The organism is Acinetobacter sp. YH12045, assembly GCF_013419925.1.
GTDB lineage: Bacteria > Pseudomonadota > Gammaproteobacteria > Pseudomonadales > Moraxellaceae > Acinetobacter > Acinetobacter amyesii.
In genome coordinates, this window is record NZ_VOZE01000017.1 from 1 (window position 1) to 21,874 (window position 21,874).

A 21,874-nucleotide genomic window follows, 5' to 3' on the forward strand; every position below is an offset into this window, starting at 1 on the left:
ACTGTGTTTCAGAAAGCTTCTTTGAATCGATATATTTCATCCGCAGATTATGCATGAATATTTAAAATTCTTCGGTACAAATAATCAGCAAGAGACTGTTCGTTTTTTGATTTATGAAAGAGGCTTACTGTATAGCAAAAAATTAATTCTTGGATCGAAAGGAAAAAATGATTTTATTATGGAGCATGCAATAAAACTTTGTGAAAAGAAAAATGTTCAATCATTTTTGAAATCTAGATTTCATGCCATATATATTGATGAGGCTCAGGATAATAACATTCAACAATATACATTGGTTGAATGTTTTATAAAGATTGGTATTAAAATTTTAATGGTAGGGGATGCTAATCAAACATTATATGAGTTTAGAGGGGCATCTTCTAGTGAATTTAATAAATATATAAATGATAGTAGATTTGTTTGTTATGAGTTGAAAGAAAATTTTCGATGTCACCCTATTATTAATAGAATTGCTAATTCCTACAGTTTTCTTAAACAACATGATCATGAAGATGGTATGGGGTATTTCGTAATAAAAATTGAACAGTTAAGTGATGTTGTTGAAAAGCTTAAAAACGAATCAATCGTATTTTTAAAAAAAACTAATTTTGATCTAATTGATTATGATGGAAAATTTTCAATTCTTAAAGATATTTCCTTTTCACCTAATTTAGATGAGATGGCTAAAAAAGTTGTAACTTGTTTTTTAAAACTAAAGTTTAAAGAAAACTATAATTTTTATAGTATGTTAGATGAGTTGCTGATTGATATAGAAAAACTTACAAAAATAGAAATGGATGTATTTAGAAGGGGTATAGAAAAATATATTTATGATAATGAAAAGTTGTCGAATGATATTTTAAACTGGCTTGGATTTTCAGAATTAAGCGATCAAATCTTCGAAACATATAATTTATTAAGTCAATTAGATGAAACTAAAAAATTTTTTCAAAATCGAGATAGGCATGTAACTATGACTATTCATTCATCTAAGGGGCTGGAATTTGATAATGTGATACTTCGTGTTGGTGATCTATACCATAATGGGAATTTTCAAAGAACTAATTATTACGTAAGTATGACAAGAGCAAAAAAAAGAGTATTTGTAATCTTTTAAGATTAAAGTTAAGATATATCTTAATTAATCTTAAGGTGTATCTTTGCGATGTCAAATTCAGACCTTCTCGACAGTAGCGATAGTCCAGTCAAAACCCGAAAACGCCTGTTTGAAGCAGGGCACATGAAACTGCTGGTGCTGCATCTCATCTCCCAAGCACCTAAGTTCAGCTACGATATTATCAAAGATGTCGGTGCAATCGTCGGCGGTGGCTACAGCCCAAGCACAGGTACAATTTACCCAACGCTGAATTACCTCGAAGAACAGCAATACATACACGCAGAACTAAATGCCGAAGACCGTAAACAATACAGCGTTACGCAGTCAGGCTTAGCGCATCTGGATGCCGAAAAAGCCACAGTAGAGAAAATTCTGTGCCGTTTTGATACCCGTAAGCAAATTCATAACAACGAACAATATGTCGACATCAAACGCGCGATGGAAAACCTAAAAGCATCACTGCGCATCAAAATTCAGCACTGTGAACTGACACCTGAACAGGTGTATGCCATTGCAGAAAAAATCGATCAGGCGGCCGTCGAAATCAGCCGTATGGAGGTGACATAATGAAACAGCATCAATATGAAATTACACTCAAACACATTGCCGATGCGCAGGGTAATCCATCGACCTATACCGAGGTTTTGCAGTTTAATGCCTATAACCATGATGACATGTTTAAGGTGCTAGAGCATTTGACCAAAGCGCAATTGTTAGATGATGAAAAGACCAAAGCCTTTGCTGTGGGTCTGAAACTGTTTGGTGAAACCTTGTTGGAAAATAAAGACCATCCTTTATTTAAAGATTTCATGCCGCATTTCGGCCAGTTTATGAAAACACTAAAACAAACAGTAAAAGCCCAGAATGCAGCCCAAGACGAATAATAGGTATTTACAGATGAATCAACTCCCAAAACTTCATCCCAAACACATGACTTGGCTGATGCCCTTAATCTTGTCCGGCATTATGAGCGGTTCAATTTCCTGCTTTAACATGCTGATGAATAAAGGCTTAGTTGAAGGCTTTCTTGGCATTTGGCTGCGCGCATGGAGCATGTCGTGGATGATGGCCTTTCCGCTCATTTTGATCGTGTTGCCATTGGTGCGTAATACGTTAATGAAGTTTGTACGCCTGCCGAATGAGTCTGCATCCAAATAAAAGGAAAATATGCTTAGTCATGAGTTGAATGTGACTGCATAGCATCTTGAATGATGGTTGTTAATTCAGTCAGTGATTTGACACCTGCAATACGTTGAATCACTTGCCCACGATAAAACAGCAAGGTTGAAGGCAGTCCATAAACGTTATAGCGCAAGGTTAGTATCGGTGAGGAATCAATATTTACCTTACCAAATTTGAGCCGTGTATGCTGCGTGGACATTTGGCTTGCACATTGTTCAAATACAGGAAAGTTCTGCATACAGGGCGCGCACCAGTCTGCATAGAAGCGGATCACGGCAAAACCATCAAACCATTCATAGTCGCTGGCGTTATCTTCATTGTATTCAACGATTTGAGACATGCTTGGCCTATTATTCATTTACGAAATACAGTACAGATTATACATAAGTCCATGTTTATTCATTCTGCGGCATTTCTATGTTCAAATAGTGCAGAGATAGATGAATAGTCAATAATTGAAAAGGAAAAACAATGTCACAGCAAAGCATGCAGCAGGTCATTATTACTGAACCGGGCGGTGTCGATAAACTGGCGTATGAAAGCGTTGCCATCCCAGATGCGAAAGCGGATGAAGTGTTGGTTAAAGTGCATGCCTTTGGTATTAACCGTCCAGACATTTTGCAGCGTCAAGGTTTATACCCAATGCCGAAAGGCGTAACGCCAGTACCGGGTTTAGAGGTTGCGGGCGAAGTAGTTGCTGTGGGTGTGGATGTCACTTTGTTTAAGGTGGGCGATAAGGTTTGCGGTTTAACCAATGGTGGCGGTTATGCAGAATATTGCGTAGTGCCTGAAAGCCAAACCATTCGTATTCCTGAAGGCGTCAGCTTTACCCAAGCAGCAGCAATTCCTGAAACATTCTTTACCGTATGGGCGAATGTATTCCAAATGGGTAAAGCCAAAGCAGGTGAAACGGTGCTGATTCATGGTGGCACCAGTGGTATTGGAACCACGGCAATCATGCTGTGTAATGCCTTAGGCATGAAAACCTTTGCAACAGTCGGTTCAGATGAAAAAGTCGCTGCGATTTCAAATATTACTCATGCCATTAACTATAAAACTCAAGACTTTGAGCAAGTGATTAATGAAGCGACCAATGAGCAAGGCGTCGATGTGATTTTAGATATCGTGGGTGCACCGTATTTAGCACAGAACTTAAATCTATTACGTCGTGATGGTCGTTTGGTCTATATCGCATTCTTAGGTGGTGCAAAAGCCAAAGAAGTGAAGTTGGGTCAAATCATGATGAAACGCTTAACCATTACCGGTTCAACCATGCGTGCACGTAATACCGAAGAAAAAGCAGAAATTGCTAAGGGTATTCAGGAAAATGTTGTTCCGTTATGGTCTAAAGGTGAATGCCTGCCAATGATTTACAAAACATTTAAGTTTGATCAAATTCAAGAAGCACATGCAGCCATGGATACAGGCGAGCATGTGGGTAAGATTGTGGTTGAAGTGATCTAAAGGATTATTTTTAAAACGCGATGTATTTGCAGGGTGTTTTAAAATAATTAAAGAGGGCAATGTCCCTCTTTTTTATTGTATTCCTATCTGATTTGACGCAGTAACATCAAAAGCACAATTTGATTCAAATAAAAGAATGATACGCGGTAAGGTCATCCGCAAGTGTATGAGACAGGGTTGTTTTTAATCAAAAATGTTTTTGCAATACTTTGAATAAGTAGACGCTAGTGAACGAGTTTTGTCGGTGAGGTGCATTGCACCGCAAGATGGTTTCCTTGCGAAGCTTCGCTTCTCATTTTGCCGAAACAAAAGTACCTCCAGCCGAAGGCTAATCCCTTTATTCAATCCCTAGATGTAAGACTCTGTCGAGTAGATTTAAATATCGGTAAATAATGTGAAATTACTTTTACGTGCGTAACATCTGTTGCTAAATTTTAGGCATAAAAAAACCAGCTTATCGCTGGGTTCTTTATTACACCATCTTCAATAGAATAATGGTGCCCGAGGCCAGACTCGAACTGGCACGCTTTGTGGGCGGGGGATTTTAAATCCCCTGTGTCTACCGATTTCACCACTCGGGCTTAACAAGATTGGAGGCGGAGGTCGGAATCGAACCGGCGTACACGGAGTTGCAGTCCGCTGCATGACCACTCTGCCACCCCGCCATGTCTTGTTGATGCGTATATTAGCAAGCTCTGAAAAAAAAACAATAGCAGATTCATCTGTATGAGCATAAAAGCAGCATACAAGGTAAAAAATTTAAAATAATCATGTATTATGTGCAAAATTGATTCATATCATCACTTGGAGAAGTGCCGTGGCATTAGTTTTAGATGGTCGTGCATTGGCGAAGAAAATTGAAGCTGACTTGTTGACTCGCGTAGAAGCGCTAAAAGAGAAAACTGGTCGTACCCCAATTCTTGCGACTATTTTGGTAGGTGACGATGGTGCATCTGCAACTTATGTACGTATGAAAGGGAATGCTTGCCGCCGTGTTGGTATGGATTCATTAAAAGTTGAGCTTCCTAAAGAAACTACAACTGAGCAATTGCTTGCTGAAATTGAAAAATTAAATGCAAATCCAGATGTTCACGGTATTTTGTTACAACACCCAGTACCGGCTCAAATTGATGAGCGTGCTTGTTTCGATGCGATCTCGCTTGAAAAAGACGTAGATGGCGTAACTTGCTTAGGTTTTGGTCGTATGGCAATGGGTGAAGCAGCATATGGTTCTGCGACTCCTGCAGGTATCATGACCATTCTAAAAGAAAACAATATTGAAATCGCAGGTAAACACGCGGTTGTTGTGGGTCGTTCTGCAATTTTGGGTAAACCAATGTCTGCGATGCTACTTGAAGCGAATGCAACAGTGACCACTTGCCACTCACGTACTCAAAACTTAGCTGACTTTGTTAAGCAAGCTGACATTATTGTGGGTGCGGTAGGTAAAGCTGAATTGATTCAAAAAGATTGGATCAAACCGGGTGCTGTAGTGGTTGATGCTGGCTTCCATCCACGTGATGGCGGCGGTGTAGGTGATATCCAATTGGTGGGTATTGAAGAAGTTGCTTCTGCTTATACACCTGTTCCGGGGGGTGTAGGTCCTATGACCATTACAACGTTGATCCGTCAAACTGTTGAAGCTGCTGAAAAAGCGTTAGGTTAATCTTTTAATTAAAAGATATTTATGTCACAACGGAGTCTTACCGTTATGACTTATAAATGTGAGAAGCCCGTATGTTACTTTTGTTTCGGCAAAAGTAACCAAAACCATTTGTCATCTGCTGAACTCGACATAATCAGTTTTTTGATTAGTGGTGTCGCAGAAACAGTGTTCATTCGATTAAGGTCTGTCTCGCACAGCAGCAGATGACGATGTCGCGTATCTAATACGTTTATAAATTCAAATAAAATCATCTCCAAGGCTTAATATGAGCTGTACTTTCCAATTCCCCAAAGCCCCTGAACATTTACTTAAAGCACTGCATGAAGTCATTCCACATTGTGAATTACATGCTCAACAGTTGCCTGAAACGCCTATTTCTTTATGGTTGATACCGCCTGTATTTCCAACCGATAAATTGGATGATGAAGTCATTCGCCGTATATGGAGTGACACACCGTATTGGATTTTCTGCTGGGCTTCAGGGCTTGCGATGGCGCAGTGGTTATTGGCAGAGCCGCATCATGTCAAAGATAAAGTCGTGTTAGACTTTGGTGCAGGTTCAGGCGTGGTGGCGATTGCCGCGAAAATGGCAGGGGCGAAACGCGTGATCTGCTGTGACATCGACCAAGTGAGCCTAGATGCCTGCCGTGCCAATGCAGAGCTGAATAATGTCGAACTCGAATATTTGGACGATCTGTATAAAGCCGAACAAGTCGATATTTTATTGGCTGCCGATGTGCTATATGACCAATGCAACCGTTTCTTTTTGGATGAATTTTTAAAGTTTGCTCCAGAAGTGTGGGTGGCAGACAGTCGTGTGAAAAACTTTAGTCATCCTAAATATGAAAAACTCGATGAACGAAGCGCAACGACATGGCCTGATTTGGATGAATCACCTGAGTTTCGAAATGTGAGTTTTTATAAAACCCTATAAATATTGAACCGATAAAAAATAAGACGCTTTAAGCGTCTTATCTTTGTCTTTTAAACTGCAAATTTGATTAAGAACAGGTATAGCGAACCACACGTAAGGTTGCAGGGCGAGCATCGAGTGCATCACGTGCGCCTAAGTTTTCAGAGTTACGAAGGTCTGGAGTATTTGACAGTCCAAAGTTCGCACGTGTATTACCAATTTGACGGCCGTACTGAGTATTTTCTAGAGCAGGATTTGCAATTTCGTTCACGCTTAAGATTTGTAATTTATAGGTCTTTTGCGTATTTAATACTTTTTGGCAAGCACGTTGTAATTTGTTGGCATCCAGTTGTTGGTTTTGGCGACCCGCTAAAGTATATGCAAGTGTTGCGCTATCTGCAGATTTGGACTCTATTTGAAAGCCTGTTTGACCATTAAAAGCACGTGGAGTGCTTTGGCAAGCAGCCATCGACATGGCAACAATACCCAAACTTAAAACTTTGTAAATATTTTTCATCATTCATTCGCCGTGTGTATTTGTATGCTCAGTATGCCATAGTCCGTCTGTCGACTCGATGGGAAAACCAAGAAAGCAAAAGAAGTTTGATTAAATCTTTGATGCAGCCGAAACGATGAGTAGATGGAAATTGATATAAAAAAAGCTCATCAAAATAGGCTTTGATGAGCTTAAGTGGAATAGCAGGGCTGAGCGACTTAATCGTCAGTGATCATGCTATGTTTTTTCGTATCTTTCATGAAGACATACGTGATCAAAGATAAACCAATCATGAACGTAATGTAGTAGAAGAAGTAGTTTTCATGGCCTGCATTTTTGAAGCTCAAAGCCACAAGTTCTGCTGTACCACCAAAGAGTGTATTTGCAATGGCATAAGGTAATGCAACACCTAAGGCACGGATGTGTGCAGGGAACAACTCTGCTTTCACTACAGCATTAATCGCAGTATAACCAGTTACAATTACCATACCGCTCATGCAAAGCATAAATGCTGTGGTTGGGCTGGTAGTTGAACCGATACCATTGAAAATAGGAATGGTAAACAGCACACCAAGCACACCAAAGGCGATCATAATTGGCTTACGACCAATTTTGTCTGAAAGCGCACCGACAGCAGGTTGTAAAAGCATGAAGATGAAAATTGCAGCAGTGGTAATTTCAGTTGCTGTGGTTTTTTCAAAGCCAGACGTGTTGACCAAATATTTTTGTAAATATGTGGTAAAAGTGTTGAACGCTAAAGTACCACCGGCAGTTAACATGATCACAGTGAAGGCTTGTTTAGGGTATTTGGTAAATAACGCTAAAGCACCTGATTTTGGACCACCATTTTTAGCTTGTTCTTGAGCTTCTTTAGAGGATTGAGTTTCAACTAAACCGCGACGAATCCAGAACACCACAATAGCGAGTAATGCACCGATGAAGAACGGAACACGCCAGCCCCATTCAGTTAAAGCTTGTTCTGAGAAATTGCGTTGTAGGATAATTAAAACGCAAAGAGCCAATAGCTGACCTGAAATCAGTGTGACATATTGGAAACTTGAGAAGAAACCGCGATGGTTTTTACCTGCCATTTCAGTCAAATAGGTCGCACTAGAGCCATATTCACCGCCGACACTTAAGCCTTGGAGTAAACGCGCTAAAAGTAGAATAGCGGGTGCGAGCATCCCTACAGAATCGTAGGTTGGCGCACATGCGATCATCAGTGAGCCGACACACATCAACGATACAGACAGCGTTAAACCTGCTTTACGACCTTTACGGTCAGCATAAATACCCATGACCCATGCGCCGATTGGACGCATTAAGAAACCGAGTGCAAAGACTGCAGCTGCTTGTAAGAGTTTTACAGTATTGTCACCGTCAGGGAAAAATTGCGGTGCAAAGTAAAGGGTAAAAGCAGCGTAGACATACCAGTCGTACCATTCAACGAGGTTGCCGGCAGATCCGCCGAGGATAGATTTGACACGAGTTTTTCTATCCAATTGTTCAGGAACAACTGGCTCAGATGAGTTTGACACATCATTCTCCAAGGAATGAATGCAAAACATATCCATTTAAACTCTTTGGGAAAAGTTTAAATCAATATATTTTGTCGAAATGGGAGATGGAACTATATTTATTTAATTTATACTCCTGTTGTCGCATAAAATCATGCGACTTTAGTCTATAAAATGCGATATTTTTGACCAGATACATTTTTCACGACTAAATGAAAAAAACAAAGCCTCATAGACTGAGGCTTTGATGGGGAAAACATGCTGTTTTTGATCAGATTGATCAATAACTCATCTTCAAAGAACCCTGATCAATGCTCCTGAATTTTGGAATGGTGTTTGGTGTCTTTCATAAAGACGTAGACCAATAACGAAATAAAAATCATGATGGTCACATAGATAAAGAACCATGACTCGTGACCAGCTTCTTTAAAACTCAGCGCAAAGAATTCTGCCGTACCACCAAAGATGGTATTTGCAAGAGCATAAGGCAGTGCAACACCCAATGCGCGAATATGCGCAGGGAACATTTCTGCTTTTACAACCGCATTGATCGAGGTGTATCCCGTGACAATCACTAGACCTGCGAGACAGAGCCAAAATGCAGTCCAATAATCTTGAGTTTGTCCTAATGCACTAAATAGAACATAGGTGAACAGCACCCCTAAGATCCCAAAAGCGATCATTAAAGGCTTACGACCAATTTTATCGGATAGACCACCTGCTAGTGGTTGTAAGCACATAAAAATAAACAGTGCTAAAGTGGTGATTTGCGTGGCCTCAGGTTTACTAAAGCCAGAGGTATTGACCAGATATTTTTGCAAATAGGTGGTGTAGGTATAAAAAGCCAATGTACCCCCAGCTGTTAAAAATAACACCGTGAATGCTTCTTTCGGATAATGCTTAAATAGAGAAAATAAGCCTGATTCAGGCTGGTCCTTTTGCTCTTGTGCATTTTTAAAGGATTGAGTTTCTAGTAGGCCACGTCGAATACGGAAAACCACTACCGCTAAACACGCACCGATAAAGAATGGAATACGCCAGCCCCAATCATGCAATTGTTCTTCGGTCAGTAGCCATTGCAAAATCAGTAACACGCACAGTGCCGTCAACTGGCCTGCAATCAGTGTCACATACTGAAAGCTTGAAAAAAAACCTCGGCGGTCTCGGTCTGCCATTTCACTGAGGTAGGTCGCACTAGCGCCATATTCACCGCCGACACTTAAGCCTTGAATTAGTCGTGCAACCACAAGAATAATCGGCGCCATGATGCCAATTTGGTCATGCGTTGGAGAAATGGCAATCATCAATGAGCCGATACACATCAGTGTGACGGAGAGGGTTAACCCTGACTTTCGACCTTTTTTGTCTGAATAGATCCCCATAATCCATGCACCAATGGGCCGCATGAGGAAACCGACTGCAAAGATGGCCGCAGCTTGGAGAAGCTGTGCAGTCTGGCTACCTTGAGGGAAAAAAGCATGGGCGAAATAGAGGGTGAATGCTGCATAGACATACCAATCGTACCATTCAACAAGATTACCGGCTGAACCACCGAGAATGGATTTTACTCGGGTCTTTGTATCTAAATTTGATTGAGTAACAATTTCTTCCGTCATTTTAAAATCCATCTTTTTTTATTGTGTGAAAATATCTTATGCGTATCGAAAAGCATGAAATGTAAACTAAAAAAGAGGTTTTGTTTAAAAAGTGTACAAATCAACTGCTTGTCATGAATTTTGCTTTGAATAAGGGTTTGTATATAAAATGATTGATTTCATGCTTGAGCCAGCAACCGTTTAAACGTACATTTAAAATATAACTTCTCATTTAATGAGGAATACAAAAACTCAGCGTAAGGATATCGTGACCAAAATAGGTATCTTGATCAAAAAATGATGATCAATGAGAAAAATAATAAAGCAAAGAAAACGAAGCATTGTTGAATAAAAAGATATAGTGGGAGGGAGCGATGAATACACAACAACAATTAATATATGACATGGTGGTCATTGGTGGTGGAATCAATGGTGTTGGTATTGCTTGTGATGCAGCGGGGCGTGGTTTAAGTGTTTTGCTTTGCGAAAAAGACGATCTCGCGAGCCATACTTCATCTGCAAGTAGCAAATTAATTCATGGTGGTCTTCGCTATTTAGAACATAAAGAATTTCGTTTGGTACGTGAGGCACTGGCAGAACGCGAAGTTCTCCTTAAAAAAGCCCCCCATATTATTCGACCGATGCGTTTTATCATGCCACATGAACCGCATTTACGACCGGCTTGGCTAATTCGGACTGGATTATTCTTTTATGATTATTTGGGTAAACGTGAACAGCTTGCAGGCTCCAATGGTATTGAATTTGATGTGGATGTTAGTCCTTTAGCACCCAGATTTACTCGGGGGTTTGAATATTCCGATTGTGCAGTGGATGACGCACGCTTGGTTGTACTCAATGCGATACAAGCACGCGAATTTGGTGCACAGATCCTGACTCGAACAGAATGTTTAAATGCATACAGTAAAGCTGGCATTTGGCAAGTGTGTTTAAAAAATGCCAAGGGTTTGCAAAATGTGCAGGCTAAAGTATTGGTGAATGCGGCAGGTCCTTGGGTCGCTGACTTTATAAAACAGGGTTTAAAGCAAGAGTCACCTTATGGTATACGCTTAATACAAGGTAGCCATATCATCGTTGCAAAGCTCTTTGACGGCGATAAAGCTTTTATTATGCAAAATGATGATCATCGCATTGTCTTTGCGATCCCATATTTAGAACAATTTACCTTGATCGGCACGACAGATCGTGAATATCACGCAGACCCAAATCGAGTAAAGATAAGCCAAGAAGAAATTGATTACTTACTTGATGTGTCAAATGAACACTTTAAAACTCAATTGACGCGAAAGGACATCATTTCAACTTATTCAGGTGTGCGTCCGCTGTGTGATGATGAGTCAGATAATCCAGCAGCAGTCACGCGAGATTATACTTTGGCACTGACAGATGTAGAAGGTGCAGCATTGCTATCAATTTTTGGTGGCAAGCTCACCACCTATCGAAAACTCGCAGAAGCGGCGCTAGATCAGCTTAAAACTGTTTTTCATCATCGATCCAAGCCTTGGACTGCTGATACAGCATTGCCTGGTGCGGAAAATTTAGAATCAATCGAGCAGTTGATAGTTGAAATCCAACAAAATGTTAAAGGTGTTTCAAGCAGTCTAGCAAGTCGTTGGGCGCATGCTTATGGAACACGTGTCTGGATTTTGCTGAATCATTTAACTTCGATTGATGAGCTTGGGCAAAACTTCGGGCATGGCTTGTATGCTCAAGAAGTAGATTATTTGGTTGAGCATGAGTGGGCGAGAAGCTCTGAAGATATTTTGCAAAGACGCACAAAGTTATATTTGCAATTCAGTGCATCTGAAGTTGATGTTTTGGACGAGTACTTAATGGCAATACGTATAAAGCAAAAAGCTCAAGATGTGGCTTAGTTGATATAAAAAAGACCGCGCAAGGCGGTCTTTTAAATCTTTCTTAATCCCTCTTTTAATGGAGGGAAATTAAAGGCCGATTAAGCAGATTTTTTTACAGCTTCTAAAAGTTCGTCTTGACGTACTTTAAGTGCTTTTGGTAAGCGATCACCAAGTTTGTTGAACAATTCAGTGTGGCTTTCAAGTTCTTTGATCCATTGATCTTTATCTTGAGAAGTTACAAGCTCGAATTGCTCTTTAGTGAAGTCTGAACCAGTCCAGTTCAATTGTTCGTATGTTGGAACAAGGCCGATAGGTGTTTCAACAGCGTCTGCACGACCTTCACAACGGTCAATGATCCACTCAAGAACACGCATGTTTTGACCGAAACCAGGCCATACAAAGTTACCTTCAGCATCACGACGGAACCAGTTCACGTTGTAGATACCAGGAAGTTTATTGCCAGCAGCTTTAGCTTTAGCAGCAACTTCTTCACCAAGTTCTAACCAGTGAGAGAAGTAGTCAGCCATGTTGTAACCCGCAAATGGAAGCATTGCGAATGGGTCACGACGAACGATACCTTGTTGACCAACAGCAGCAGCAGTTGTTTCAGAGCCCATAGTTGCAGCTTTGTAAACACCGTCAACCCAGTCAAATGCTTCTGAAATTAGAGGCACTGTGTCTGCACGACGACCACCGAAGATGAACGCAGAAATTGGAACACCTGCTGGATTTTCCCAGTCAGCATCAATAGAAGGACACTGACCAGCTGAAACAGTGAAACGAGCATTTGGATGAGCTGCTTTTTCTTCGCCGGTGTGTGGTTGACCTTTCCAGTTAGTCAGGTTAGCAGGCGCTTCTTTAGTCAGACCTTCCCACCATACTTCACCTTCGTCAGTTACAGCAACGTTAGTATAGATTACGTCTTTATGAAGAGTCGCCATACAGTTCGGGTTAGTCTTGGTATTTGTACCAGGTGCTACACCGAAGAAACCAGCTTCAGGGTTGATTGCATATAAACGACCATCTTCACCTGGTTTGATCCAAGCAATATCGTCACCTACAGTTTCAATTTTCCAACCTTCGTAACCCGCTGGTGGAATCAACATCGCGAAGTTTGTTTTACCACAAGCAGAAGGGAATGCAGCTGCGATGTAGTGTTTTTCGCCTTGTGGGTTAGTCACACCAAGGATGAGCATGTGTTCAGCTAACCAACCTTGTTGACGACCCATAGAAGATGCAATACGTAAAGCTAGGCATTTTTTACCCAACAATGCGTTACCGCCGTAACCAGAACCGTAAGACCAGATTTCACGAGTTTCTGGGTAATGAACGATGTATTTTTCAGGGTTGCAAGGCCAAGCAACGTCTTTTTGACCTTCTTCAAGCGGAGCACCAACAGTGTGTACGCAAGGAATGAAGTCACCGTCAGTACCAAGTACGTCATAAACAGCTTTACCCATACGAGCCATTTTAGACATGCTTACAGCAACGTAAGGAGAATCAGTAAGTTCGATACCGATGTGAGCAATATGAGAACCTAAAGGACCCATAGAGAAAGGAACTACGTATAAAGTACGGCCTTTCATTGAACCGTCAAATAAACCATTCAGACGAGCACGCATTTCAGCTGGAGCTTCCCAGTTGTTTGTTGCGCCTGCATCTTCTTGTTTTTCAGAACAGATGTAAGTACGACCTTCAACACGAGCAACGTCAGAAGGATCAGAATTAGCAAGGTAAGAACCAGGATGTTTTTCTTGGTTAAGTTCTTGCATAGTGCCGTTAGCGATCATCAAGTCGATATAACGTTGATATTCTTCTGCGCTACCGTCACACCATTCGATTTTTGCTGGTTTGGTTAATTTGGCAATTTCTTCCACCCAAGCAATGAGCTTAGGGTGACGAACGAATTCTGGTGCGTTCACTTGGGTCATGGTGAGGCCTATCTCAAAAATGTACTAACCGTACAAAGTATAATCTGCATCATGGGATACATCATGCAGATAAAAGATGAAAAAAAAGTGGCTGTATTAAAGCATAAAATCATAAAAAAAATAAGACTAAAGAAGTGGTAGATTTTTTTTGGTAGTTAATGCTATTTATATTAAATATAGATAAAATACAATAACTTAACATATTATATGGTGAATTTTAACTTTATTTATTAACGTGATGGACAATATTTTATATAGTTATTTTTAATAAAAACAAAAAGTTGCATGTAATTGATATTTGAGAATTATTATTGATTAAATAAATGGTGGTAATTCGATTTTTACATAAAGGCGCTATTATTTGCTGTTAAATTCGACAAAATACAATACTAAGCGGCCAAGATGTATAAAAAGTGATTAAACAAGCCAAGCCTTTATCTATTATCTATAATAAAAAATCAGGATTTCATGCTGCAAACAAAGATGAAGTCTACGAGGAACTTGTGCGGATATTATCCGATCATAATTTCGAAATACAGTCATTTGAGCTTGGGCAGGAAGCGAGTTTTGATACTTTAATGAGCAAGGTATTTGCACGCCATAAAGACCCTGATAATTTGGGTGTTGTGGTTGCTGCAGGTGGTGATGGAACCTTAAATGCTGTTGCTCATCAGTTGATGCATACCGATATTCCTATGGGGGTCTTACCTTTGGGCACATTTAATTATGTGGCGCGGGTACTCAATATTCCTCTCGATTTAATTCAAGCGGCACAGGTGATTGCGACAGGCAATAATCGGCAAGTACATGTGGCGCAAATCAATGAACATATCTATTTAAACAATGCCAGTTTGGGCTTGTATCCTTTATTTATACAAAAAAGAGAGTTTTATAATCAAAAGTTTGGTCGTTTCCCATTACATGCTTATACCTCAGGTTTGGATGTGCTGATTCGAGATCGTAAAGAGCTGAAATTGGAAATCGAAGTGGATCATCATATTTATCCAGTCAAAACGCCCTTGATCTTTTTTGGCAATAATCAATTGCAATTGGCCGATTTAAACTTGCAAATTGCTAAGGATGCAGAGGCAGGTAAAGTTGCAGGTGTGGTGGTCGCAAAAAGTGATAAGAAAACGTTATTTAAAATTTTATGGCAGTTAATCCGTGGCAATATCGACAAAGCACCAGATGTGTATAGTTTCGCCGCTGATGAAGTCACCATACATACCCAACGAAAAAAAATGGCCGTTGCTGTGGATGGTGAGATTGTAGAAATGAAACCGCCGCTTAAAATTCGAGTGCAAAAACAAGCCTTAAAGATACGGGTGCCACATGATACTGCATCTGTCTGATCTGCATTTCGGCACTGAAAAGCCAGAGTGTATGCGCGCTATTCAGCAATTTTGTCGTGAACAGCGTATCGAGGCCGTGGTTGCCAGTGGAGACTTGACCCAACGTGCGCGTTATCGTCAGTTTTATGCATGTAAGCAATTTTTAGAAAGCTTAAAGCTGCCTTATATCGTTGTGCCGGGGAATCATGATATTCCGCTATATCATTTATGGAACCGTGTTTTTAGCCCTTTTGCACGTTATCAACTTTTTTTTGGTGCCATGGAAAATGTACTGGAAACCGAGCATTTTTATTTAATTGGGATCAATAGTATTCGCCGTCGTTACCATACGCGAGGGCATGTATCGCTCGAGCAAATACATCATGTCGAGGAGTTACTTAAACATGCGCCGCCCAATAAAGTGAAATTAATCATAGCGCATCAACCTTTTTATACGCCGCCCAATGACCCGCATGGTGTGAAAGATTGTCCTGTTCAAGGGCGTTTGGCACTCGAACAGTGGAGTCAACACGGTTTAAATGGTTTATTGCATGGACATTTACATGTTCCAGCCAGCTATGACCTCAATCAGATTTATGCTTTAAGTGCTGCGCATCCAGTTTGGGATATTCATGCTGGAACTGCAACGTCATATCGCCTACACGAGAACCTTGCCAACAGTTTTAATGTCATTGATGAGCAGATGAATGTGCAGCATTATTTTTATCATTCAAAATTAAAAATATTCGAAGAAAATCTTAGTACTCATATTTTGGATGAGCTTTAATCCTTTAAATTTAAATTTTGAAGAAAAAAAATACAAAAAAATGAAAAAAATTAAATTTTGCCCTTGAAGGGTTTTTTTCCATCCCCACAAAAGTGTCATCTAAATTATTTTTTGTCGATGGCTTATGGAAATCAAAATGTCATCGTCTTTTATCTAGTAAATAGACTTAGTCTGGAGTTAACTATGAGCAATATTCGTCCTTTGCATGACAACGTTGTGATTCGCCGTGTTGAAAAGGAAACTAAAACTGCTGGTGGTCTTATTTTAAGTACTTCAGCAGCTGAACAACCTGCTCAAGGCGAAGTAATCGCTGTAGGTAATGGCAAAGTAACTGACAATGGCGTACGTGCATTAGACGTTAAAGTTGGTGACAACGTATTGTTTGGCACTTATGCCGGTACAAAAGTAAAAGTAGCAGGCGAAGAGCTTCTTATTATGAAAGAGTCTGACATCTTAGCGGTACTTGAAGCTTAAGTTTCGTACACGCATTTAGACCCTTTTATTCATCATAAATTGTTAAAAATTTTAAAAAGATTCGGAGTTAGACATGTCAGCTAAAGACGTAAAATTTGGTGATTCAGCGCGTTCAAAAATGATCGCGGGTGTAAATGTACTTGCAGATGCTGTAAAAGTGACTTTAGGTCCTAAAGGCCGTAACGTTGTCATCGACCGTTCTTTCGGTGCGCCGCACATCACTAAAGATGGTGTTTCTGTTGCTAAAGAAATCACGTTAAAAGACAAGTTTGAAAACATGGGCGCTCAGCTAGTTCGTGAAGTGTCTTCAAAAACCAACGACATCGCGGGTGACGGTACAACAACTGCAACTGTTCTTGCACAAGCAATCCTTAATGAAGGGATTAAATCAGTAACTGCGGGTATGAACCCAATGGATCTTAAACGCGGTATCGACATCGCGGTTAAAGCTGTAGTTGCTGAAATTAAAGCGACTGCAAAACCTGCATCTGACTCTAAAGCGATTGAACAAGTAGGTTCTATTTCTGCGAACTCTGACACCACTGTTGGTAAACTTATTGCTCAAGCAATGGAAAAAGTCGGTAAAGAGGGTGTAATTACAGTTGAAGAGGGTTCAGGCTTTGAAGATTCTCTAGATGTTGTAGAGGGTATGCAGTTTGACCGTGGTTACATCAGCCCGTACTTTGCAAACAAACAAGATACACTAACAGCTGAACTTGAAAACCCATACATTCTTCTTGTTGATAAAAAAATCAGCAACATCCGCGAATTAATTGCTGTACTTGAAGCTGTTGCTAAAACAGGTAAACCGCTTCTTATCATTGCTGAAGATGTTGAAGGTGAAGCACTTGCAACTCTTGTTGTAAACAACATGCGTGGCATTATCAAAGTTTGTGCTGTTAAAGCACCTGGTTTTGGTGATCGTCGTAAAGCGATGCTTCAAGACATCGCTATTTTAACAGGCGCGACTGTAGTTTCTGAAGAGGTTGGTATGTCTTTAGACCAAACTACACTTGAGCACTTAGGTACAGCGCATAAAGTTACTGTTTCTAAAGAAAACACAGTAATTGTTGATGGTGCAGGTGTTGCAGAGCAAATTGCTGAACGTGTAACTCAAATTCGTGCTCAAATTGAAGAATCAACTTCAGAATACGATAAAGAAAAACTTCAAGAACGCGTTGCTAAATTGGCAGGCGGTGTTGCTGTAATCAAAATCGGCGCTGCAACTGAAGTTGAAATGAAAGAGAAGAAAGATCGCGTTGACGATGCACTTCACGCAACTCGCGCTGCAGTTGAAGAAGGTGTTGTAGCGGGTGGTGGTGTTGCACTTGTTCGTGCTGCGAAATCACTTGAAGGCGTGACTGGCGCGAATGATGACCAAAATGTTGGTATCAACATTTTACGTCGTGCGATTGAAGCGCCGCTTCGTCAAATCGTTGCAAACTCTGGTGATGAGCCTTCAGTTGTAATCAATGCTGTGAAAAACGGTGAAGGTAACTTCGGTTATAACGCTGCAACTTCAGAGTATGGCGATATGCTTGAAATGGGTATTCTTGACCCAGCGAAAGTAACACGTTCTGCGCTTGAGCATGCTGCATCTGTTGCGGGCTTAATGCTTACAACTGAATGTATGATCACTGAAATTCCAGAAGATAAACCTGCTATGCCTGATATGGGCGGTATGGGTGGCATGGGCGGTATGATGTAAGCTAATTGCTGCAAGATAAAATTAAACCCTGCATTTTGCAGGGTTTTTTTTGTGATGTGTGTTGTAAATATGTGATTATTTGAATAACATAACGCAAATTAATGTAAAACATGTGATCATTTTTATTCTTTATATTGAGAATAAGAAATTGTTATTGATTTGTATGATTTATATATTGGAATATTTAAAATTTTAATTTATGATTTTATCAACATGTTCTTTATAAGAATAGCAATGATAAATCAAGACGGTAAGCGAATAAAATGCATGAATAAACATTCAAAAGTATTCGATCCCAATTGTGAAAAAATTCTCGTGAGTAAAAAAGAGTTACAGATGCTTTACAAGACAATACGTGACTATGAAGAGAGAATTAATTTATACGAGCTTGAAAATAAAAAATATTTAAAATTGTTGAATAAGGATAGTTCTATCTCTGAATGAATTGGTCAATTAAATCTTTGATGATTTGTTTTTGACTTGCATTCAATGTCCGAAATTTTAAAAAATAATCAAGTTCTGATTGATCATTTGACTCAAGATTGGATGATCCTAATGTGTTGTCGCCAAAGCGTAACCACTGGCTAGTGACATTGAGCCAAATAGAAAGAATAGCCAGTTTATCTTGATTTGGAATCGCTTTACCTAATAACCAATTATTTGCCGATTGCACTGAAACAGGAGCGCCATCATATCTATGATTAAACTCTTTTGATAAATAAGTTGGGCTAATAGGGTGATTTGAATCTATTAGTGCCTGTTTCAAGCGTTCACTAAAAGCTAACTTTTCTTGTAGATTACTCATATTTCATTGATTCTGCTTACAATAATTAAGGACTCTTAAATGTAACAGAATGTCGATAAGAGTTCGGTAAATTCAAATGTCAATTGTAGGAAATAGCCAAATAAATAACAATCATTTTTCGTCTAATTATTGATAAATAAGAGTAATTTTTTGTAAGGAAGAATAAACGATATGTGTTTACTAGTAATCAAATATTGATTGATTAAAAAGTAAAAGTTAAAGGAAATATAATTCTTTAGTATTAATTGCATTATATAAAAATATAAAAAAAACAATAAATTATAGTATTTCTTGTGCAAAAAAAGGAATTAAAATATTTTTTATTTAAAAATAAATCAAATTTTGATTGATATTAATGTTTCATTTTGTATATTATTGCCACAGCACCGCAGGGGCGGTTGGCTATGAATTGCGGATTCTCCAGAACGACCACGCATTCGTATCAGTTTTGCTGGTTTACATCAATCCTAGGGTAGACCAGTCTTTTTATAAAAATTGAAGGAAATTTATATGAAATTTCAAAAGACACTTTTAGCAGCTAGTCTTGCAGTAGTAGCCTTGTCAACAAATGCTAAAGTAGCTAATCCAACCCAGCAATCAGAAGGTATTTTTGATGTTGATTATATTTATTCACCTGTATTAAATACTGGTAATAATTGGGTAGACTTAGGTACGGGCACGGTTACAGGAACAACGGGCCCTACAGGATCTTCACAAACTTATGAGATCTTTAATTATAAGACTGAATCTGGTAAGAATGTTGTTAGTTTGACTAAATTAGGTTCTACGACTTCTGAAGGTTACTTTGAGATTGTTACTGACAAAGTAACAGGTCAAAGCCGTTTAGTTGAATACAAAGGTAGCGATGTTCTTTTAAATACTTTGTCTGATGGTGGTCAGTTGAGTGATGCTACCACTGGTACAATAGTTACTGGTTATGAATTAAAAGAAGTTAATGATGAACATCTGATTTATGGCTATCAAGGTAATGTTGGTGCAGCAAACAGAATTCTTGAGGGTGCATATATTAATCCAGAAGGTGAAACTGAAGAGTTTGAAGGTACTTTAGTGCAACCAGGTGCTTCTGTAAGTAAATATGTGAATACGGGTATTATTGGTAACACTGGTGCTTACAATGCTGCTGGTCAGCCAGTTGATGTATCTAAAAATATTTATGGTGTAAGTGCTAAAGATGGCAACAATTTTGTTGCATTAACAGGTAATGGTATTGCATTAGCTGATCTTAGCTTAGGCACTCTTCAGTATGACGGCAGTGTTATTACAAATGAAAAACAAGTAGGTGCAGCAAATAGTTCGACATTAAAAACTCGTCAATATACTATTGATGGTCGTACAATTCTTGAAGTTTATAATGATGACGCTGGTAATGAAGTTGCTTCAAAATTCTATGCAGCAACTGAAAATGCTGATGGTAATTATACACTGGCAGGAGTTGCTGATGTAACAGCAGCAGATGTAGCTGATTTATTACCAACTCGTACAGGTACAGCAACATATACAACTGGTAAATTTGAACAAGCAGTTGTTCATAATACAATTACTAATAAAAATGTAACTTATAGCGAATCGGTTACATCTGTAGATAAATCTAAACTTCAAGCAGGTATTGTAAAAACTACTGGTGTTACTGGTGCTACTGCAGTCGCTAATGAAAACGTTGGTGAGGCTACTATCAAAACTACTCAATCAGTTTCAACTGGTGTGATTAATAAAGTAGATGACCAAAACGTTTATGGCGTTGAAGTTAAGAAAACGACTGTTGATTCAGAAGGTAAGCAAACTACTGCAACAACAAAAATCACTGCTGACTATGTTGACTCTGGTGATTTCCGTATCAATGGCGTAAGTATTGTTGATAGCATCAAATCTTCTGTTGATGGGGCTGTAGCAGGTGCATCAGAAGCTATCGATGCTAAAGTTGCTGAAGTAGACTCTAAAATTGTTGAAGTTGATGCTCGTTTAACTCAATTCAATACTACTGCTGCTAACTTAAATTCACGTGTTGATCAATTAAATTCACGTGTGAACGAAGTTGAAGAAAAAGCTTACCGTGGTGTTGCAATTGCTTTAGCTGCTCAACAACAAATTCCTAACATTGGTGCAGGTCAATTTGCAGTATTTGGTGGTGTTGGTCACTACGAAGGTGAATCTGCTGGTGCTCTAGGTATTGCAAGCGTATTTGCTGACGGTCGTACTTCACTTAGCGCTGCAATCGGTGTTGCAGGTGGTAGCGAAGTTGGTGGTCGTGTAGGTCTTTCTTATGTATTTGGCGGAAAATAATTAACCCGTTAATACATTTGGATTAAACAAAAAATCCCCGCTTTTGCGGGGATTTTTTATGACTAATATATGACTACAAATGTTAAATAAAACGCTAATCAAGCTTTTTGGTAAGCTGGAAATTTAATTCAGGCATTTCCAATTTTTCACCTTTATCACCACGAAGCTCAATAAAGTTTTCACCTACAAAATAAATTCGATTGTCGCCTTGGGCATCAAGTTGAATCATCCCAGGTTGATCTGGCAAAAACTTAAAACTGCCTTTTACTTTATTTTCAGTGTTTGCAGGCTTACCTAAAAATTCTTGGCTAAGCTCATAGCTTTTATCGAGTTTGAGTTCAAGCTCAGTTTCAATCCCTTTGCAATCATGGCAAGGCAGAATTCCTTTATATTCACCTGCCCAATCAAGTGCATTTTCGGTGTTATCACCTGTGGCAATCGGACTTTCTGAGGCAGCGTCTGTATTAGCAATGACATTATTATCTGGGGGTGTCGCAGTTTCAGATTCATTGCTGGTCTTTGAGCATGCCGTTAGGGTTGCACTGACTATACAGAGAGCGAGCATTAGTTTTTTCATGAGATTTATACACCGTATGTACCCAATATAATACTAAGCGTGACTTTTATTGCTCAAGAAAAATAGCCTATTCCTGTTAACAATTGTGTGTTTGGTTAATACATCAAAACAGACATTTGATTTTTAAAATTCGTAA

20 protein-coding genes and 2 tRNA genes are annotated in these 21,874 nt (G+C 39.4%); 13 read left to right on the top strand and 9 right to left on the bottom strand.

Translation table 11 applies throughout. The features are described 5' to 3' along the window. Positions 1–49 precede the first annotated feature (49 nt). Genes FTU02_RS14645 through FTU02_RS14660 form a run of 4 tightly spaced genes read left to right on the top strand, consistent with a single transcriptional unit; the run spans position 50 to position 2,275 of the window. Positions 50–1,117, top strand: a complete 1,068-nt coding sequence (locus tag FTU02_RS14645; protein WP_180157795.1) for a UvrD-helicase domain-containing protein — start codon at positions 50–52, stop codon at positions 1,115–1,117. 48 nt (positions 1,118–1,165) lie between these two features. Further along, a complete protein-coding gene (locus tag FTU02_RS14650) occupies positions 1,166–1,684 on the top strand; it encodes a PadR family transcriptional regulator (RefSeq protein ID WP_180157797.1) in 519 nt (172 codons plus the stop codon). After that, a complete protein-coding gene (locus FTU02_RS14655; RefSeq protein WP_180157799.1) occupies positions 1,684–2,001 on the top strand; it encodes a DUF3861 domain-containing protein in 318 nt (105 codons plus the stop codon). The genes FTU02_RS14650 and FTU02_RS14655 overlap by 1 nt, the downstream gene beginning before the upstream one ends. A 13-nt stretch (positions 2,002–2,014) precedes the next feature. Then, positions 2,015–2,275 carry a DUF2798 domain-containing protein gene (locus tag FTU02_RS14660; RefSeq protein WP_180157801.1) on the top strand — a complete coding sequence of 87 codons (261 nt, stop codon included), beginning with the start codon at positions 2,015–2,017 and terminating at the stop codon, positions 2,273–2,275. A gap of 13 nt (positions 2,276–2,288) precedes the next feature. On the opposite strand, the gene FTU02_RS14665 is transcribed toward FTU02_RS14660, so the two are convergent. Further along, positions 2,289–2,639, bottom strand: coding sequence for a co-chaperone YbbN (locus tag FTU02_RS14665; RefSeq protein WP_180157803.1), 351 nt, complete (start codon positions 2,637–2,639; stop codon positions 2,289–2,291). Between the two features lie 131 nt (positions 2,640–2,770). Here FTU02_RS14665 and FTU02_RS14670 point away from each other — a divergent pair, with 131 nt between their 5' ends. Then, the gene (locus FTU02_RS14670) at positions 2,771–3,763 is read left to right on the top strand and encodes an NAD(P)H-quinone oxidoreductase (RefSeq protein WP_180157805.1); all 993 of its coding nucleotides are present in this window, start codon (positions 2,771–2,773) and stop codon (positions 3,761–3,763) included. A 495-nt stretch (positions 3,764–4,258) separates the two neighbouring features. Here FTU02_RS14670 and FTU02_RS14675 read toward each other — a convergent pair. Together FTU02_RS14675 and FTU02_RS14680 are read right to left on the bottom strand one after the other, a co-directional pair. Further along, positions 4,259–4,344, bottom strand: a tRNA-Leu gene (locus FTU02_RS14675). A 10-nt stretch (positions 4,345–4,354) separates the two neighbouring features. Continuing rightward, positions 4,355–4,428 (bottom strand) — tRNA-Cys (locus FTU02_RS14680). Between the two features lie 152 nt (positions 4,429–4,580). Here FTU02_RS14680 and folD point away from each other — a divergent pair. Both folD and FTU02_RS14690 read left to right on the top strand, forming a co-directional pair. After that, positions 4,581–5,429, top strand: coding sequence for a bifunctional methylenetetrahydrofolate dehydrogenase/methenyltetrahydrofolate cyclohydrolase FolD (folD, locus tag FTU02_RS14685; protein ID WP_078192972.1), 849 nt, complete (start codon positions 4,581–4,583; stop codon positions 5,427–5,429). Positions 5,430–5,694: 265 nt separating this feature from the next. Next, positions 5,695–6,363 carry a methyltransferase gene (locus tag FTU02_RS14690; RefSeq protein ID WP_180089223.1) on the top strand — a complete coding sequence of 223 codons (669 nt, stop codon included), beginning with the start codon at positions 5,695–5,697 and terminating at the stop codon, positions 6,361–6,363. A 67-nt stretch (positions 6,364–6,430) separates the two neighbouring features. On the opposite strand, the gene FTU02_RS14695 is transcribed toward FTU02_RS14690, so the two are convergent. From FTU02_RS14695 to FTU02_RS14705, 3 genes are all read right to left on the bottom strand, one after another. Then, positions 6,431–6,859, bottom strand: coding sequence for a hypothetical protein (locus tag FTU02_RS14695; protein WP_078193296.1), 429 nt, complete (start codon positions 6,857–6,859; stop codon positions 6,431–6,433). A 197-nt stretch (positions 6,860–7,056) separates the two neighbouring features. Then, complete coding sequence (locus FTU02_RS14700; RefSeq protein WP_078190125.1) at positions 7,057–8,376, bottom strand: MFS transporter; 1,320 nt, start codon at positions 8,374–8,376, stop codon at positions 7,057–7,059. 287 nt (positions 8,377–8,663) lie between these two features. Further along, positions 8,664–9,983 (bottom strand): MFS transporter, encoded by a 1,320-nt coding sequence (locus tag FTU02_RS14705; RefSeq protein WP_180107587.1) that lies wholly within the window; start codon positions 9,981–9,983, stop codon positions 8,664–8,666. A gap of 341 nt (positions 9,984–10,324) precedes the next feature. Between FTU02_RS14705 and glpD the strand changes: the two genes are divergently transcribed. After that, positions 10,325–11,842 carry a glycerol-3-phosphate dehydrogenase gene (gene glpD, locus FTU02_RS14710; RefSeq protein WP_180109788.1) on the top strand — a complete coding sequence of 506 codons (1,518 nt, stop codon included), beginning with the start codon at positions 10,325–10,327 and terminating at the stop codon, positions 11,840–11,842. 80 nt (positions 11,843–11,922) lie between these two features. On the opposite strand, the gene FTU02_RS14715 is transcribed toward glpD, so the two are convergent. Then, entirely contained in the window at positions 11,923–13,755 is a 1,833-nt protein-coding gene (locus FTU02_RS14715; protein WP_180007483.1) for a phosphoenolpyruvate carboxykinase (GTP), read from the bottom strand. A 413-nt stretch (positions 13,756–14,168) separates the two neighbouring features. On the opposite strand from FTU02_RS14715, the gene FTU02_RS14720 reads away from it, so the two are divergent. The 4 genes from FTU02_RS14720 (at position 14,169) to groL (ending at position 18,055) form a co-directional block, all read left to right on the top strand. Further along, entirely contained in the window at positions 14,169–15,107 is a 939-nt protein-coding gene (locus FTU02_RS14720) for a diacylglycerol kinase family protein (protein ID WP_180157807.1), read from the top strand. Beyond that, complete coding sequence (locus FTU02_RS14725) at positions 15,088–15,873, top strand: metallophosphoesterase (RefSeq protein ID WP_180157809.1); 786 nt, start codon at positions 15,088–15,090, stop codon at positions 15,871–15,873. Before FTU02_RS14720 ends, FTU02_RS14725 begins: the two co-directional genes overlap by 20 nt. Positions 15,874–16,056: 183 nt before the next feature. Then, positions 16,057–16,347, top strand: coding sequence for a co-chaperone GroES (groES, locus tag FTU02_RS14730; RefSeq protein ID WP_078192966.1), 291 nt, complete (start codon positions 16,057–16,059; stop codon positions 16,345–16,347). A 73-nt stretch (positions 16,348–16,420) separates the two neighbouring features. After that, positions 16,421–18,055, top strand: a complete 1,635-nt coding sequence (groL, locus tag FTU02_RS14735; RefSeq protein ID WP_180026657.1) for a chaperonin GroEL — start codon at positions 16,421–16,423, stop codon at positions 18,053–18,055. 430 nt (positions 18,056–18,485) lie between these two features. On the opposite strand, the gene FTU02_RS14740 is transcribed toward groL, so the two are convergent. Next, positions 18,486–18,860: a hypothetical protein gene (locus FTU02_RS14740; protein WP_180024135.1), complete on the bottom strand. Its 375-nt coding sequence runs from the start codon at positions 18,858–18,860 to the stop codon at positions 18,486–18,488. A gap of 510 nt (positions 18,861–19,370) precedes the next feature. On the opposite strand from FTU02_RS14740, the gene FTU02_RS14745 reads away from it, so the two are divergent. Next, on the top strand, positions 19,371–21,161 hold the full coding sequence (locus tag FTU02_RS14745) for a YadA C-terminal domain-containing protein (protein ID WP_180157811.1): 1,791 nt from the start codon (positions 19,371–19,373) through the stop codon (positions 21,159–21,161). Positions 21,162–21,255: 94 nt separating this feature from the next. On the opposite strand, the gene FTU02_RS14750 is transcribed toward FTU02_RS14745, so the two are convergent. Further along, complete coding sequence (locus tag FTU02_RS14750; RefSeq protein ID WP_180157813.1) at positions 21,256–21,738, bottom strand: copper resistance protein NlpE; 483 nt, start codon at positions 21,736–21,738, stop codon at positions 21,256–21,258. Between the last annotated feature and the right edge of the window lie 136 nt (positions 21,739–21,874).

Bases quoted from the DNA above. Each gene is read 5' to 3' on its own strand.
- FTU02_RS14645 (WP_180157795.1), top strand. From the start codon at position 50: ATGCATGAATATTTAAAATTCTTCGGTACAAATAATCAGCAAGAGACT.
- FTU02_RS14650 (WP_180157797.1), top strand. From the start codon at position 1,166: ATGTCAAATTCAGACCTTCTCGACAGTAGCGATAGTCCAGTCAAAACC.
- FTU02_RS14655 (WP_180157799.1), top strand. From the start codon at position 1,684: ATGAAACAGCATCAATATGAAATTACACTCAAACACATTGCCGATGCG.
- FTU02_RS14660 (WP_180157801.1), top strand. From the start codon at position 2,015: ATGAATCAACTCCCAAAACTTCATCCCAAACACATGACTTGGCTGATG.
- FTU02_RS14665 (WP_180157803.1), bottom strand. From the start codon at position 2,639: ATGTCTCAAATCGTTGAATACAATGAAGATAACGCCAGCGACTATGAA.
- FTU02_RS14670 (WP_180157805.1), top strand. From the start codon at position 2,771: ATGTCACAGCAAAGCATGCAGCAGGTCATTATTACTGAACCGGGCGGT.
- FTU02_RS14690 (WP_180089223.1), top strand. From the start codon at position 5,695: ATGAGCTGTACTTTCCAATTCCCCAAAGCCCCTGAACATTTACTTAAA.
- FTU02_RS14695 (WP_078193296.1), bottom strand. From the start codon at position 6,859: ATGAAAAATATTTACAAAGTTTTAAGTTTGGGTATTGTTGCCATGTCG.
- FTU02_RS14705 (WP_180107587.1), bottom strand. From the start codon at position 9,983: ATGGATTTTAAAATGACGGAAGAAATTGTTACTCAATCAAATTTAGAT.
- glpD (WP_180109788.1), top strand. From the start codon at position 10,325: ATGAATACACAACAACAATTAATATATGACATGGTGGTCATTGGTGGT.
- FTU02_RS14715 (WP_180007483.1), bottom strand. From the start codon at position 13,755: ATGACCCAAGTGAACGCACCAGAATTCGTTCGTCACCCTAAGCTCATT.
- FTU02_RS14725 (WP_180157809.1), top strand. From the start codon at position 15,088: ATGATACTGCATCTGTCTGATCTGCATTTCGGCACTGAAAAGCCAGAG.
- groES (WP_078192966.1), top strand. From the start codon at position 16,057: ATGAGCAATATTCGTCCTTTGCATGACAACGTTGTGATTCGCCGTGTT.
- groL (WP_180026657.1), top strand. From the start codon at position 16,421: ATGTCAGCTAAAGACGTAAAATTTGGTGATTCAGCGCGTTCAAAAATG.
- FTU02_RS14740 (WP_180024135.1), bottom strand. From the start codon at position 18,860: ATGAGTAATCTACAAGAAAAGTTAGCTTTTAGTGAACGCTTGAAACAG.
- FTU02_RS14745 (WP_180157811.1), top strand. From the start codon at position 19,371: ATGAAATTTCAAAAGACACTTTTAGCAGCTAGTCTTGCAGTAGTAGCC.
- FTU02_RS14750 (WP_180157813.1), bottom strand. From the start codon at position 21,738: ATGAAAAAACTAATGCTCGCTCTCTGTATAGTCAGTGCAACCCTAACG.